Genomic DNA, 14311 nt, shown 5'->3' with positions numbered 1-14311 from the left:
GTGTAGTGCATGCCGTAGGGAAGGTAACCAAGATGGTTCAGGTCAGAGCGCATCAGCCGATCAACGATGACGGCAGCATCAACCTTGAAGCCTGGCTCGCGCATGTACTGAGTGTCGATCCAGCGCTGGATCACGAGGCCCTGCGTGAAGCCTGCGAGTTCGCCCGTGAGGCCGAGCAGCAAGCCAATGCCGCGCAGAACCTGTGGACCGAGGGCGCGTCGAGTTTTCGCGCAGGGCTTGAAATCGCCGAGATCCTCGCAGACCTCAAGCTCGATCAGGACTCCCTGGTGGCGGCGGTGATCTACCGCTGCGTGCGCGAAGGCAAGGTGCCGCTGGCAGCCGTGCATCAGCGCTTCGGTCCGGTGGTGGCCAAGCTGGTCGACGGCGTGCTGCGCATGGCGGCGATCAGCGCTTCGCTGAACCCGCGCGACTCCCTGGTGCTCGGCTCCCAGGCGCAGGTGGAGAACCTGCGCAAGATGCTGGTGGCCATGGTCGACGATGTGCGCGTGGCGCTGATCAAGCTGGCCGAGCGCACCTGCGCCATCCGTGCGGTGAAGGAAGCCGACGATGAGAAGCGTCAGCGGGTGGCCCGCGAGGTGTTCGATATCTATGCGCCGCTGGCCCACCGCTTGGGTATCGGCCATATCAAATGGGAGCTGGAGGACCTGTCCTTCCGTTACCTGGAGCCCGAGCAGTACAAGCAGATCGCCAAGTTGCTGCACGAGCGCCGGCTCGATCGTGAGCACTACATCAATGAAGTGATGGGGCAGTTGCGCGGCGAGTTGGAGGCCACCGGGGTCAAGGCCGACATCAGCGGCCGGGCCAAACATATCTATTCGATCTGGCGCAAGATGCAGCGCAAGGGTCTGCAGTTCAGCCAGATATACGACGTGCGCGCGGTGCGTGTGTTGGTGCCGGAGGTGCGCGATTGTTACACCGCCCTAGGTATCGTGCACACCCTGTGGCGGCATATCCCCAAGGAGTTCGACGACTATATCGCCAACCCCAAGGAAAACGGCTACCGCTCGCTGCATACCGCCGTGCTCGGCCCGGAAGGCAAGGTGCTGGAAGTGCAGATCCGCACCCAGGCCATGCACGAAGAGGCCGAGCTGGGCGTATGCGCGCACTGGCGCTACAAGGGCACCGACGTCAAAGCCAGCTCCAACCATTACGAAGAGAAGATTTCCTGGCTGCGTCAGGTCCTCGAATGGCATGAGGAACTGGGCGATATCGGCGGCCTGGCCGAACAGCTGCGCGTGGATATCGAGCCGGACCGGGTCTATGTCTTCACCCCGGACGGTCACGCCATCGACCTGCCCAAGGGCGCGACGCCGCTGGATTTTGCCTACCGCGTGCACACCGAGATCGGCCACAACTGCCGTGGCGCGAAAATCAACGGGCGTATCGTGCCGCTCAACTACAGCCTGCAGACCGGCGAGCAGGTGGAGATCATCACCAGCAAGCACGGCACGCCGAGTCGCGACTGGTTGAACTCCAACCTCGGTTACGTCACCACCTCGCGGGCGCGGGCGAAGATCGTCCACTGGTTCAAGCTGCAGGATCGCGACCAGAACGTTGCGGCCGGCAAGGCCCAGTTGGAGCGCGAACTGCAGCGCCTGGCACTGCCGCATGTGGACTTCGGCAAGCTGGCTGAGAAGGCCAATATGAAGACCAGCGAGGACCTGTTCGCCTCCCTCGGCGCGGGTGATTTGCGCCTGGCGCAACTGGTCAACCTGGCGCAGCAGCTGGTCGAGCCGGATCGGGTCAACGAGCAGCTCGAGCTGATCCCGCGCAAGGCGCTGGGCTTCAAGCCAGGCAAGCGCGGCGATATCCAGATTCAGGGCGTCGGCAACCTGCTGACGCAGATGGCCGGCTGCTGCCAGCCGCTGCCGGGCGATCCGATCGTTGGCTATATCACCCTGGGCCGCGGGGTCAGCATCCATCGCCAGGATTGCGCCTCGGTGCTGCAACTCGGCAGTCGCGAGCCGGAGCGGATTATCCAGGTCAGCTGGGGGCCGGTGCCGGTGCAGACTTACCCGGTGGACATCATCATCAAGGCCTACGACCGCTCCGGCCTGCTGCGCGATGTGACCCAGATGCTGCTCAACGAGAAGCTCAATGTACTGGCGGTCAACACCCGCTCGAACAAGGACGACAACACCGCGTCGATGTCGATCACCGTGGAGATTCCCGGTCTGGATGCCCTGGGGCGGCTGCTGGGGCGTATTTCCCAGCTGCCCAATATTATCGAAGCGCGCCGCCACCGGGTTTCCTGAGCTGCTGCGGGCTGCGCGCGTGATACTGCGTTGAAGGGGAAGTGAAAAATTCTCATTGGCATAAGCCAACTCCGCTTTTTCGCTTCCCCTTCGCCTTGTCTGACCTTCGCTCGCGACGCTCAGGGCTACGTATGTAAAGGAATCTTATGTACCAACTCGACGACCTGTTGCATCTGATGGCCCGTTTGCGTGACCCGCAGCACGGCTGCCCGTGGGACCTCAAGCAGAACTACGCCACCATCGTGCCCTACACCATCGAGGAGGCTTACGAGGTGGCTGATGCCATCGAGCGCGGCGACTTCGAACATCTGCCCGGCGAGCTGGGCGATCTGCTGTTCCAAGTGGTGTATTACAGCCAGCTGGCCCGCGAGGAAGGGCGCTTCGAGTTTGCCCAGGTGGTCGATGGTATTACCCGCAAGCTGGTTCGGCGTCACCCGCATGTGTTCCCCGATGGCGATCTGTATGGCGCGGTGGACGTGGCCAGGCTGGCAGAGGCCGCCGTCAAGCAGCGCTGGGAAGAACTCAAGGCCGAAGAGCGCGCCGAGAAGGCCGCCGTCCCCGAGCAGCTGTCCTTGCTTGATGATGTGCCGGTGGCTCTGCCATCGCTGAGCCGGGCGATCAAGCTGCAGAAGCGTGCCGCCCAGGTCGGTTTCGATTGGCCGGACGCCTTGCCGGTGCTGGACAAGGTGCGCGAAGAGCTGGATGAAGTGCTGGAGGCCATGAGCGAGAACGACCCCGAGGCTATTAGCGACGAGATCGGCGATCTCTTGTTTGTGGTCGGCAACCTGGCGCGGCACCTCAAGGTCGACCCCGAAACCGCTCTGCGCGCCGCCAATGGCAAGTTCGAGCGGCGCTTTCGTTTTATCGAGCAGGCATTGCGCGAAGCGGGGCGCAACATGGAAGATTGCGCCCTGGATGAACTGGACGCGCTCTGGGGCGAGGCCAAGAAGCTGGAAAAGCAGCAAGCCCCGGATTGCTGAACAGCTGGGCGGGATAACGCCCGCTGCGGATACCGCGTAACGATTCTGGTGGGCACGCCCACCCAATATTGATTGTTGGAAAGGTAGGTTATGGCTCTCTCACTACGCGATCAGTTGCTTAAAGCCGGGCTGGTCAACGAAAAGCAGGCCAAACAGGCCGGCAAGGAAAAACAGAAAAAACAGCGCCTGGAGCAGAAGGGCCATATCGAGAAGGATGAGTCGCAGAAGCTCGCCGCCCAGCAGGCCATGGCCGAGAAGGCCGCCCGCGATCAGGAACTCAATCGCCAGCAGCAGGAGAAGATCGAGCAGAAGGCCCGTGCCGCCCAGATCAAGCAGCTGATCGAGGTGTCGCGCCTACCCAAGCTGACCAGCGAGGATTACTACAACTTCGTCGACGACAAGAAGGTCAAGCGCCTGTCGGTGAACAAGCTGATGCGCGACAAGCTCAGCAGCGGCTCGCTGGCCATCGTCCGCCACGGCGGCGGCTACGAAGTGATCCCGCGCGAGGCGGCGCTGAAAATTCAGGAGCGCGACGCCCAGCGCGTGGTGCTGCTCAATACCCCGACCGAAGCGCCGGATGCCGACGATCCGTACGCGGCCTACCAGGTGCCGGATGATTTGATGTGGTGATGGCGAATGCCTTACATCTAGGACTTGGCTAAAGGCTCGTGGGCCAGCCCGCTCCTGCAACAGCGTCTATCTCACGCAGCACTATGGGTTTATCGGCATAAAAAAACCGAGCCACTGGCTCGGTTTTTTTATGCCTGGCGCATACTCAGTCGCGGCGACCTTCGACCGGCTTGCCGTCGACCGTGCCGTCTTTGAGCATGATCTGGTATTCCTTGCCGTCGGTTTCCACCTGGTGCAGGCGTACCAGCAGGTAGTTCCAGTCCTTGGCGAACCAGAGTACGGTCTTGCGGCTGGTCTGAGTCGGGTCGCGTACGCGCTCGACCTTGACCGCGTCGATCAGGCCGGCCTTGGTGCGCACGCTTTCCTCGCCCAGCACGCGGAAGTCGTAGGTTTCCACTTCGTCGCCGTCGACCACCTGGTAACTCATGCTCTGCTTGCCGGCGGCCACGTCATACTGCAGGGCCAGTTGGTAGGACGACTTGTCCAGCAGGCCGCGATTGAGCGGCAGGCGCACGGGCTTGCCGCGATCCGAGCCGACGACCTGTTTGGCTTGCCAGTCGAAGGTGTGCTCGATCTTCTTGCCCTTGCCCAGGCCGCTGCGTTCATACAGGTAGGACTGGGGCAGCAGGGCTGTGTTTTCGAAGCGCAGGGTGCTTTGTTCGGTAAGGCTGGCGACCAGCATCGAGGCTTCGAAGCTGAGCTTCCATTGGTCGTTGCCTATAGCCTCCAGGCTGCGTGAGGCCGTGCCGCTGACGGGCAGTTGCTTCCAGTCGGCGGTGTAGCTGGCGGAGAAGGGTTTCAGCGCGCCGGCGGCGAGGGCTGGCAGGCTGAGCAGTGCAAGTGCGAACAGTAAGGCGCGACGCATGTTCTCTCCTAGGTTCGAATTATCTGGCCGGTACTCGGCAATGCATGCCCGTCGAGCATTGCGCCTTGAGCTGCAAGGTGCAGGCGACCCTCGGCAAACCAGGTCACGGCCAGCGGATAGATCAGGTGTTCCTGGGCATGAACCCGCTGCGCCAGGCTGGTTGGCGAGTCATCCGACTGTACCGGTATTACTGCCTGTACGACCAGAGGGCCACCGTCGAGTTCCTCGGTGACGAAGTGCACGCTGCAGCCATGCTCGCGATCACCGGCTTCCAGAGCCCGTTGATGGGTATGCAGGCCTTTGTACTTAGGCAGCAGGGATGGGTGGATATTCAGCAGGCGGCCGGCGTAGTGGCGAACGAAGCCGGGGGTGAGAATGCGCATAAAACCGGCCAGCACCACCAGTTGCGGGTTGTAGGCGTCGATGGCTTCGATCAGGGCGGCGTCGAAGGCTTCGCGGCCGTCGAACTGCTTGTGGTCGAGTACCCGGGTGGCGATGCCGGCATCTTGCGCACGCTGCAGCCCATAGGCATCGGCGCGGTTGGAAATCACCGCGCGGATGCGGGCCGGGCCGCTCTTGGAGGCGTCAGCAGCGGCCAGGGTGCTGTCGATCAGCGCCTGCAGGTTGCTGCCGGAACCGGAGATCAGCACCACTACATTGCAGTCTGCCGCCATTAGTGGCTTTTCAGATTGTTCAGTACGACCTGGGCGGCACCTTCGGCGGCTGCGCCGATCTGGCCGATGACCCAGGGCTGTTCGCCAGCGGCGGTCAGGGTTTGCAGGGTCAGCTCGACCTGGTCCTGGGCCACGCAGATCACCATGCCGACGCCGCAGTTGAGTACGCGGTGCATCTCGTGCTCGTCGACGTTGCCTTTTTCCTGCAGCCAGTCGAATACCGCCGGGCGGGTCCAGCTGGCCACGTCGACCACGGCCTGGGCACCTTTGGGCAGCACGCGGGGGATATTGTCGAGCAGACCGCCGCCGGTGATGTGGGCCATGGCCTTGACCGCGCCAGTGTCCTTGATCAGCTTGAGCAGCGGCTTGACGTAGATGCGGGTAGGGGCCATCAGCAGGTCGGTCAGCGGCTTGCCATCGACCTGGGTGGTTTCGATTTCAGCACCCGATACCTCGATGATCTTGCGGATCAGCGAGTAGCCGTTGGAGTGCGGGCCGGAAGACGGCAGGGCGATCAGCGCGTCACCGGTGGCGACTTTGGAGCCGTTGATGATTTCGGCCTTTTCCACCACACCGACGCAGAAACCGGCCAGGTCGTAGTCTTCACCCTCATACATGCCCGGCATCTCGGCGGTTTCGCCGCCGACCAGGGAGCAACCGGCCAGCTCGCAGCCCGCGCCGATGCCGGTGACCACGGTGGCGGCCACATCGACATTGAGCTTGCCGGTGGCGTAGTAATCGAGGAAGAACAGCGGCTCGGCACCACAGACCACCAGGTCGTTGACGCACATGGCGACCAGGTCCTGGCCGATGCTGTCGTGCTTGTTCAGGTTCAGCGCCAGGCGCAGCTTGGTACCGACGCCGTCGGTACCGGAGACCAGTACGGGCTGCTTGTAGCCGGCCGGGATCTCGCACAGCGCGCCGAAGCCGCCCAGCCCACCCATGACTTCCGGACGTGCGGTGCGCTTGGCCACGCTTTTGATGCGTTCGACCAGGGCTTCGCCAGCGTCGATATCCACGCCTGCGTCCTTGTAGCTGATGGAGGGTTGCTTGCTCATAGATCCAGGCCTTTAAGGAGGGAATTCGGGTAGGCAACGGCGCTGCTGTGCAGCCCGTCTACGAAGGCGCGCGATTTTATCAGGCTTGCCGGGCAGCGGCCACCCGGGCGGTGCGATGGTTGCGGGCGTTGGGGCGGCTGTTTAAGGTATAGGCCTTCGCACGCGGCCTGCCAGACCGTCGTGTGCCACTTTCCGTCCGTCGAGAATCCCCCATGCGCCTGTCTGCTCGCCTGCTCCTCGTGTGTTTGCCGCTGTTCAGCCTGCCGGGCCTGGCTGCGCCGGTGGCCGATCTGTATCAGGTCCGCGAGCCGGTCGCCAGCCAGCAGCCGGAAGAGCGCGATGCGGCGCTGGGGAGGGCCCTGGAAACCTTGATCCAGCGTTTGACCGGTAAGGCCGATGCGGCGCAAAGCCCGGCACTGGCGCAGTTGCGCAAGGAGCCGCAGCAGGTTGTGAGCAAATATGGCTATGAGGGCGATGCCTTGCTGGTCGAGTTCGACTCGATTAGCACCGAGCGCGCGCTGCGCCAGGCGGATTTTGCCCTGTGGGGTGCCAACCGCCCGGCGATTCTGGCCTGGTGGTTGAATGATGGCAGCGAGGGCAGCAGCCTGGTCGGTGACGGTCAGAGCGCTGCCCAGGTGTTGCGCCAGGCGGCGCAATACCGCGGTTTACCGCTGCGCTTGCCCTTGGCCGATCTCAGCGAACAGCTGCTGGCAACCCCGGAAAACCTCCTGGCCGGCGAGCCGGACGCCCTGCGCTCGGCCTCGGAACGCTACGCCGCGGATGCGCAACTGGCCGTGCTGGCCCGTGAATCCGACGGCCAATGGCAGGCCGAGTGGCGCCTGTGGCTCGGCGACGAGCGCGAGCAGGGCAAGGCCCAGGGTGCCAATCAGGCGGCGCTGGCCGATGCGCTGCTGCTGGCTGTCAGCCAGCGCCTGGCCCCGCGCTTTGTTGTCACCCCGGGTGCCGCCACCAGCCTGACTCTCGAGATACAAGGGGTTGACCTCAAGCGGTATGCCGAACTGCAGCGGCTTCTCGAACCCTTTGCCGCGCAGCTGAGCAAGGTCCAGGGCGAGACCCTGACTTTTCAGGTAAATGCCAGCGTCGAACAGCTTCGCGCCCAGCTGGCATTGGCGCAGCTGCATGAAGTCACCGAGCAGGCCCCGGCCACTGAATCCGACGCGGAGGCTGCCACCGACGGCGAACCCGGGCCACGCATTCTGCCGCGCACGGATGTGCTGCGCTTTCGCTGGTAGACTGCTGGCCCCGGGTAGGGCCTGTTAGGTTAAGCCCGGCCAGCGGCAGAGCAGCTCTGTCGTTGCGCCCCGGCCGCCCGTGCTCGGGCAATCCCCCCGATTGGACTGTTTGGCTAATGGAGAGCGCAGCATGATTGATTCTCAGCGGTGGTTATGGATAGCAGGGGTGTTGCTGCTGGGCTGGTTGCTGTATCTGTTGCAGCCGATCCTGTCGCCCTTTCTGATCGGCGTGCTGTTGGCCTATATGGGCGACCCGCTGGTGGATCGCTTCGAGCGCTGGAAGCTTTCGCGCACCTGGGGTGTGGTGGTGGTGTTTGCGCTGATCGGCCTGGTGATGGCCATTTTGCTGCTGGTGCTGGTGCCCATGCTGGGCAAACAGTTGATGCGCCTCTACGAAATGGCCCCCGAAATTCTCGACTGGCTGCAAAACCAGGCGCTGCCCTGGGTGCAGCTCAAGCTCGGCCTGGCCGATGGCTTCTGGCGTTTCGACAAGCTCAAGGAGGCCTTTTCCGGACAGGTGGACAAGACCACCGATATTCTCGGCATGTTGCTGTCCAAGGCCACCGCTTCGGGGCTGGCGCTACTGGCCTGGCTGGCCAACCTGATGCTGATCCCGGTGGTGAGCTTCTACCTGATGCGCGACTGGGACCTGATGGTCGCCAAGCTGCGCAGCCTGCTGCCGCGCGGCCGGGAAGGGCTGGTGGTGCAGCTGTTCAGCGAGTGCCATGAGGTGCTGGGGGCATTCCTGCGCGGCCAGTTGCTGGTGATGCTGGCGCTGGGCGTGATGTATGCCACCGGCCTGATGCTGATCGGCCTGGAACTGGGGCTGCTGATCGGTGTGCTGGCCGGCCTGGCCAGTATCGTGCCGTACCTGGGGGTGGTGGTCGGCATCGGCGCGGCCCTGACCGCCGGGCTGTTCCAGTTCGGCGTGGATTTCTACCCGCTGCTGGGCATTGCCGCGGTGTTTGTGGTCGGGCAGATGCTTGAAGGCATGCTGCTGACCCCCCTGCTGGTGGGGGATCGCATCGGCTTGCACCCGGTGGCGGTGATCTTCGCAATTATGGCGGGCGGCCAGCTGTTCGGCTTTACCGGCATCCTCCTGGCCTTGCCGGTGGCGGCGGTGATCATGGTGCTGGCGCGTCATCTGCATGACTTCTACAAACAGTCCGATACCTATGGCGCGCCAGTGGAAGAGGTGGCTGAGCGAGCCTCGGATTGAACAGCAGAGGCTGACGCCGCGGTCAGGCGCGCCGAGCGCATGACGTGGGGCGTCACCTGGAAGCCTTGGTTAGTCGCCACGGTCTTTCCTACTCCATTTTCCCGACCACCCCTGTACGCACCTCACCGCTGCGCGCGTAGCGGGCGAGCAGTACACCGCTAGGTGTGCTGCTCGAATGCATCAGGGTAAAGGCCGAGGGTTGTGCGTTGTCGCCGAATAAGTGCTTGCCGCGCCCGAGCATGACGGGGTAGATCATCAGGCGAAGTTCGTCCACCAACCCGGCGGCAAGCAGTTGGCGCACCATCTCGCCGCTACCCCAGGTCAATAGGTTGACGCCGTCTCGCTGTTTAAGCGTGCGTATCGCAGCGGCAAGGTCGCCCTTCAGCGCATGACTGTTCTGCCAGCCAAGCGTATCGGAACGGTGCGTGGCCACGTGCTTAGGCACGCTGTTGAACAGGGCCGCGATGCTGTGATGAGCTGAGTCGGCCAGTACGTGCGGCCAATACGCCGCGAATATTTCGTAGGTCCGACGCCCCAGTAACAACTCGAAGGGTTGCGAGAGCAGGGCCTGCAAATCCTGGCCGAGGGCTTCGTCGTTATAGGGCGCTATCCAGCCGCCGAGGTGGAATTCACCGCTGGGGTCTTCTTCAGGCCCGCCGGGGGATTGAATAACGCCATCTAGGCTGATGTGTTCAGCAACGATCAGCGTGCGCATAGCTTTCTCCACGTGCGTCCTGGCGAAAGTTCTGGTACAGGGAATGCCCCTGCAATCACTGCAACCAATCGGCGGCATTCCCTAACGGATAGTCGAACGAGACTCTGCGAAATCGACAGGGCGGTGTCTGGCGGGCTGCCTAACGATTAAGCAGGCCGATCCATATGATCGCTTGATCGCTTGGCCTCCGGCACAGGCCGGAGATACGTGTGCAACTGCGCTGACGACAGGGTTGGAAAAGCTATTTCTCACTGCCAGGGGAAGGGGCCCTATATGAATTGCTAGGCTGCATCAGCCGCGCTCACCCTGCGCGACGTTTCGTGCCACCGAATAGGGCCTCTTTGACCTTGTCCGGGCCGACAGCCTTTACCAGTTCACTGGTAAGCGCGTAGAGAAACAGCCCCCCGAAAATCCAGAGTGCCAAGACTGTGAATAGCGCCCAGGAGGTCTCTCCATACATGGCCCTTATGGCGGATGCCAGGTCACCATGCTTTGACACGAGGGGAATGAGTTCTTCTACGAGCCGGAAAAGTAGCGTCATCACGCCATACAGCAATGTCTTCCAGAGTATTTGAAATATCCGCCTGCTCGAAAAAAGATGTGCGATCGGCAGTGCCTCTACGATGAGAATCGCTTTGGCTACGATCAGGGCACCCACAGTCGCGCCTGTGGCGCGGAGCGCAGTGAAACTGTATTCGTCCAGCATTACGGCCTTGGTAAGGCCGATCAGGTGAAACAAGAACAGAAAGAACAGCGTCGCCGGCAAGGCTTCTCGAAGTTCTTTTGCAACTATCGTCCAGATCCTGCTCATCTCTCTTACCTTTCATTTTCCGTGGTTGCACGAGCGTCCTGCGTACCGTGAGAGCGACTGCCCCAAAAGGACGCCATAGGGCTCGAGGTGTGAGCAAAGCATGCATCTGTGGCCGCCCGGGGCCTAAGAATAGGTGAGGGGGCGGGCTTTAGCCTAGCCCGGTGAGCGTGGCGAGCGATTTGAACCAACGGCTATGCATTATTGACCTCGATAAACCACTTGGGCTGCATGGCTTCGAAGTCCTGGCGGATATTGGACGGCAGGTAGCTGGCCGAATCCAGCACGAAAGGTTGGCCGTCCAGGCGCTTGAAGACAACCCAATGCCAGAAGTCTTTACCTTCTTCCTGATGATGCTTGATGGACAATAGCGCCAGATCGGGCAATGCCTGCCAGGACTCAAAGGGAACTTCGTCCTTCGAGGTTTGAATGCCTGCGCTGGACAACATGCGCCGAACATATTGGGTATCGGACCACAGTGATTTATCTGACGCATAAATACCCATGGCATTGGCTATGGCCTTCATCTCTGGATAGGTTTTTCCCAGAATGTTAGCAATCGATGCAATTCCACACCCCGTGATTTCTTCTTGTACTACCGGTTTGCGCACTGGTAAGCCCTTAATGCATAACGCCTGAACTAATTAGATTGTGCGGTGGGTGCTTAGGCCGCTCTTGCCTACTCATGTTGCAGGATATTGATGAGTTTGCCGAGCGGGTCACGAACATGGAACCGGCGCACTCCCCAAGGCTCGCTCGTGGGGCCGTACTCAATGGGGATTGCGGCATCCTTGACTCTTCGTAGTGCTTCATCGAGGTCGTCAACCTCTATCGACAGTGCCGGAACGGGTGTAGCCGAGCCGCCTTCGCTTGCGAAGCTGACCTGGACGGTCATCTGCTCTTTGGAGGCATAAGTGCGTATCCAGCCGTGGTCCATGACGAGGTCGAGGCCGAGCACACCGGAGTAAAATGCATGAACCTCCTGCGCATCGGATGTCTCGATATCGGCTACTACTCTTAGAACTTTCACTCCCGGCACCTCAGGTTTGCGTTGTACGGCCTAACAATTAAGCTAAGTGCCTGCTAGGGTCTGTTGCCGTTTCGTTCGCGGCAACGCGGCCCGTGACGAAGCGGCAACAGACCCTAGACGTATTCAACGCTATGTCCCATTTAAGAGTTTGCTGCCTCGGGCGCACGGAAGGCCTTGCTGTAGTAGCCAGATTGGTCGAAACAACACACCTGCTTCTTGCCGGACGCAAGCATATCGCAGGCATCACCAATCCGTTTTGCGCGCGTCTTAAGTTGTTTGGCTGAAGTAATCCAGTGTATCCAGTCCAATCGTGCGAGGGTCGTCGTCTCGTTCCAAACCTTACGAGCCTCAGGAGCGGCTGTCAGTGCCTCCTGAAAGTCTGCTGGAAGGTCAGGCTCGGGCTCCTTTTCCACGGGGGTTAGCTCTAGCGTGACGCTATCCCCAACGGCCGCGCCTGCGGCTTCGTGCAACGTACGACTTATCTGTAGCCAGTGGCTCAGTTGACCATCCGGCTCAAGAGTAGCCTGGAAATGCTGCCCATTGATTGTGCCCTTAACGGTCGTCCGTCCCCGTCTCGGAAGCTTTTCACTCGCCTCTCTTGGCAGGACTACGAACGCCCACGACGTATCACTACCAGGCTTTGCCGGGCGCAGAAGCTTTGCTTCGAATCGGGATATTACATCGACTTTGGCCATTGCAGTTCCTCCCACTGATACGCCTAACGTTTGGTTAAGGGGCGGGTTTTAGCCCGTCCCAGCGAGCGATTTGAGCCAATTGCTATGCTGCCGAACGCCGAGCTCTTACAGCTATCAAGAAAATTACGGTGCACATGATAACGGCTAAATCCATGGCGACCGCTGGAGTGGCCTGACTCAGAAAAGTCTGACCATAGATCATGACCAGCGACACAAAAATTGCCTTACTCAGCGCCGCTATGGAAGCAGAAAATACTCGGTGTCTTTCGTTTAGTGCGCCATAAATCAGAATGACGCCTATAAGGCCAACTAGGGCCGACCAGCTGCGAATAATCATGAATTCTAGCTGGCCGTCAAATGAGGTGCCGAACATCGATTCCAGTGCCGCCTGAGGCGCAATAAGGCCATAGAACATTGTCGCTGTTAATGCGCCAGACAGCAGCATGATCCATTTGAAGTTACTTATTATAAAATCCATAGTTCCCTCATGTGCTATCAGTGGGGGGCTATATAAATCTACCTTGCGTCATCACGTTTGCTTAGGGGCCGGCTTTAGCCGGTCCCGGGTGGGCGAGGCGAACGACTTGAAGCCTTGGTTAGACTTTTGTCTGGTGAGACTTCCAGCGAGCCATTTCTTCTTCTATAAAGTGATTTACCAGGTCAGTGTAGAGTTTTTCGACTGCGTCAGGGTTTAGACCTTCACTTGCAGCCCACTCGCGACGCTTGGCCAGCATCGCGGTGAAGCGCTCAGGGGCACGCACGGAGGTTTCCGAGGTTTTAAATTTTGTCGCAGCCAAAACGTATTTGAAACGAGCCCCCAGGATTTTAATTACAGCCCTGTCAAGAAGATCTATTTCGCCGCGAATACTCTCCATGTCGGTGCATTCGTTGGGTTTCAAACTATTTACTACTTCCATGTATAGGCCTCTGCTTTAGGCTGGGGGGTTAACGTTTGGTTAAGGGGCGGGCTTTAGCCCGTCCCAGTGAGCAACTTGTGAACTGCTTTTAAATCCAGATATCATTTTGAGCGGTACGGTCACCTTCTTCGTGACCAGTATTCAACACGCCGCGTGGCTCAATGAGCAAAATTTTCACTTCATTCTCTGCGAAAGGTTTGTGCTCCTTGCCCTTTGGGACTACGTACATTTCACCTTTCGATAAGCTTACATGGCCATCGCGGAAATCAATTCGTAGATTTCCGTCCAGTACAATAAAAGTTTCATCTGTGTTCTTATGGTCATGCCAGACAAAATCACCTTTTATCTTAACTACTTTAAACTGGTAGTCATTCATCTCTGCGATGACTTTTGGTGCCCATTGCTCGTCAAAGAGGGCAAGCTTGTTTTCGAAGTTCAGTGCCTCATATTCCATTGAGTACCTCCTGCAGCTAACGTTTGGTTAAGGGGCGGGCTTTAGCCCGTCCCAGTGAGCGAAGCGAGCGGTTTGAAGGCTGTAATGGACTCTCCCCACACCAGGGTTCTATACCAAGGCGTTGAGGGTTGAAAAGTGGGAGAGCCGTTATGAAGCGAATCGCAGTTGATCTGGCCAAGTCCGTTTACCAAGTTGCCGAGAGTGTCCGTTCTGGCCAGGTGGTGCAGCGCAAGCGGCTGAACCGAGAGGCGTTTAGGCGATATATACAGGAGCAAAGCGAGCCGGTCGAGTGGGTGATGGAAGCCTGTGGCACGGCGCATTACTGGGGCCGAACGATGCAGGCGCACGGGCATACCGTGATGTTGATCCATCCGCGCTATGTGCGGCCTTGCTGGCGGCCTAGTGCTGCCAGGCGCGCACGCCGGAGAAACTGACCGAGTTACAGCGCTGGGCCGTCGAGACCGCCGCACGCATAGGCCACAACAAGGCGGCTGTGGCGCTGGCCAATAAACTGGTACGGATCTGCTGGGCGGTGTGGTGTCACGAGCGACGTTTTAGCGGTAACTGGCAAAGTGCAAAGCCCGCCTGACGGCGGGGTAATCAGTAAGGCGTGATGGTTTTCTTGTGGTTGTGGTGAGCAGCAGCACTGTCGGAACAGGCGAGTCCTGCAGCGGAATAAGGCCGATAACAATGATGATCTGTGTGATCGATTGAACGCTTGGCCCCCGCTGCGCGAA

Annotated in this window: 17 protein-coding genes and 1 pseudogene; 6 read left to right on the top strand and 12 right to left on the bottom strand. The window is 60.2% G+C overall.

Translation table 11 applies throughout. From position 1 onward, the window contains the following. The first annotated feature begins 32 nt into the window (after nucleotides 1-32). From relA to AACY13_RS16685, 3 genes are all read left to right on the top strand, one after another. Entirely contained in the window at nucleotides 33-2276 is a 2244-nt protein-coding gene (gene relA / locus AACY13_RS16695) for a GTP diphosphokinase (protein WP_339462709.1), read from the top strand. Nucleotides 2277-2422: 146 nt separating this feature from the next. Further along, nucleotides 2423-3256 carry a nucleoside triphosphate pyrophosphohydrolase gene (mazG, locus tag AACY13_RS16690; RefSeq protein WP_339462708.1) on the top strand — a complete coding sequence of 278 codons (834 nt, stop codon included), beginning with the start codon at nucleotides 2423-2425 and terminating at the stop codon, nucleotides 3254-3256. A 90-nt stretch (nucleotides 3257-3346) separates the two neighbouring features. Continuing rightward, the gene (locus AACY13_RS16685; RefSeq protein WP_339462707.1) at nucleotides 3347-3886 is read left to right on the top strand and encodes a DUF2058 domain-containing protein; all 540 of its coding nucleotides are present in this window, start codon (nucleotides 3347-3349) and stop codon (nucleotides 3884-3886) included. A gap of 145 nt (nucleotides 3887-4031) precedes the next feature. On the opposite strand, the gene AACY13_RS16680 is transcribed toward AACY13_RS16685, so the two are convergent. The 3 genes from AACY13_RS16680 to purM are packed head-to-tail and all read right to left on the bottom strand — an operon-like array spanning nucleotide 4032 to nucleotide 6483. Beyond that, nucleotides 4032-4751, bottom strand: a complete 720-nt coding sequence (locus tag AACY13_RS16680; RefSeq protein ID WP_339462706.1) for a DUF3108 domain-containing protein — start codon at nucleotides 4749-4751, stop codon at nucleotides 4032-4034. A gap of 8 nt (nucleotides 4752-4759) precedes the next feature. Then, nucleotides 4760-5425, bottom strand: coding sequence for a phosphoribosylglycinamide formyltransferase (gene purN / locus AACY13_RS16675; protein ID WP_339462705.1), 666 nt, complete (start codon nucleotides 5423-5425; stop codon nucleotides 4760-4762). Beyond that, nucleotides 5425-6483 carry a phosphoribosylformylglycinamidine cyclo-ligase gene (purM, locus tag AACY13_RS16670; RefSeq protein ID WP_339462704.1) on the bottom strand — a complete coding sequence of 353 codons (1059 nt, stop codon included), beginning with the start codon at nucleotides 6481-6483 and terminating at the stop codon, nucleotides 5425-5427. The genes purN and purM overlap by 1 nt, the downstream gene beginning before the upstream one ends. Before the next feature lie 212 nt (nucleotides 6484-6695). Between purM and AACY13_RS16665 the strand changes: the two genes are divergently transcribed. Together AACY13_RS16665 and AACY13_RS16660 are read left to right on the top strand one after the other, a co-directional pair. Further along, entirely contained in the window at nucleotides 6696-7736 is a 1041-nt protein-coding gene (locus tag AACY13_RS16665) for a DUF2066 domain-containing protein (protein WP_339462703.1), read from the top strand. 130 nt (nucleotides 7737-7866) lie between these two features. Then, a complete protein-coding gene (locus AACY13_RS16660) occupies nucleotides 7867-8955 on the top strand; it encodes an AI-2E family transporter (RefSeq protein ID WP_339462702.1) in 1089 nt (362 codons plus the stop codon). Nucleotides 8956-9043: 88 nt separating this feature from the next. Here the strand turns inward: AACY13_RS16660 and AACY13_RS16655 are convergent, their stop codons facing one another. From AACY13_RS16655 to AACY13_RS16620, 8 genes are all read right to left on the bottom strand, one after another. After that, nucleotides 9044-9670, bottom strand: a complete 627-nt coding sequence (locus AACY13_RS16655; protein WP_339462701.1) for a dihydrofolate reductase family protein — start codon at nucleotides 9668-9670, stop codon at nucleotides 9044-9046. 301 nt (nucleotides 9671-9971) lie between these two features. After that, nucleotides 9972-10481, bottom strand: a complete 510-nt coding sequence (locus tag AACY13_RS16650; protein ID WP_339462700.1) for a hypothetical protein — start codon at nucleotides 10479-10481, stop codon at nucleotides 9972-9974. Between the two features lie 191 nt (nucleotides 10482-10672). Continuing rightward, complete coding sequence (locus AACY13_RS16645) at nucleotides 10673-11089, bottom strand: hypothetical protein (protein WP_339462699.1); 417 nt, start codon at nucleotides 11087-11089, stop codon at nucleotides 10673-10675. Between the two features lie 68 nt (nucleotides 11090-11157). Beyond that, a complete protein-coding gene (locus AACY13_RS16640) occupies nucleotides 11158-11508 on the bottom strand; it encodes a VOC family protein (RefSeq protein ID WP_339462698.1) in 351 nt (116 codons plus the stop codon). 140 nt (nucleotides 11509-11648) lie between these two features. Beyond that, nucleotides 11649-12203, bottom strand: coding sequence for a YdeI/OmpD-associated family protein (locus AACY13_RS16635; RefSeq protein ID WP_339462697.1), 555 nt, complete (start codon nucleotides 12201-12203; stop codon nucleotides 11649-11651). A gap of 82 nt (nucleotides 12204-12285) precedes the next feature. After that, nucleotides 12286-12681 (bottom strand): hypothetical protein, encoded by a 396-nt coding sequence (locus tag AACY13_RS16630; RefSeq protein ID WP_339462696.1) that lies wholly within the window; start codon nucleotides 12679-12681, stop codon nucleotides 12286-12288. Between the two features lie 118 nt (nucleotides 12682-12799). Then, on the bottom strand, nucleotides 12800-13120 hold the full coding sequence (locus AACY13_RS16625; protein WP_339462695.1) for an isochorismate lyase: 321 nt from the start codon (nucleotides 13118-13120) through the stop codon (nucleotides 12800-12802). Between the two features lie 88 nt (nucleotides 13121-13208). Then, nucleotides 13209-13574, bottom strand: coding sequence for a cupin domain-containing protein (locus tag AACY13_RS16620; protein ID WP_339462694.1), 366 nt, complete (start codon nucleotides 13572-13574; stop codon nucleotides 13209-13211). A 149-nt stretch (nucleotides 13575-13723) separates the two neighbouring features. Here AACY13_RS16620 and AACY13_RS16615 point away from each other — a divergent pair. After that, nucleotides 13724-14163, top strand: a pseudogene (locus AACY13_RS16615) (hypothetical protein). On the opposite strand, the gene AACY13_RS16610 reads toward AACY13_RS16615, so the two are convergent. Continuing rightward, nucleotides 14129-14311: hypothetical protein (locus tag AACY13_RS16610; protein ID WP_339462993.1), on the bottom strand; the 183-nt coding region annotated here is incomplete at its 5' end. The pseudogene AACY13_RS16615 and the gene AACY13_RS16610 overlap by 35 nt on opposite strands.

The sequence above is a fragment of the Pseudomonas sp. EA_105y_Pfl2_R69 genome (genome assembly GCF_963970915.1).
Lineage (GTDB): Bacteria > Pseudomonadota > Gammaproteobacteria > Pseudomonadales > Pseudomonadaceae > Aquipseudomonas.
The sequence above is the reverse complement of the archived record's forward strand: the minus strand, read 5'-3'. Positions and strand labels throughout refer to the sequence as shown.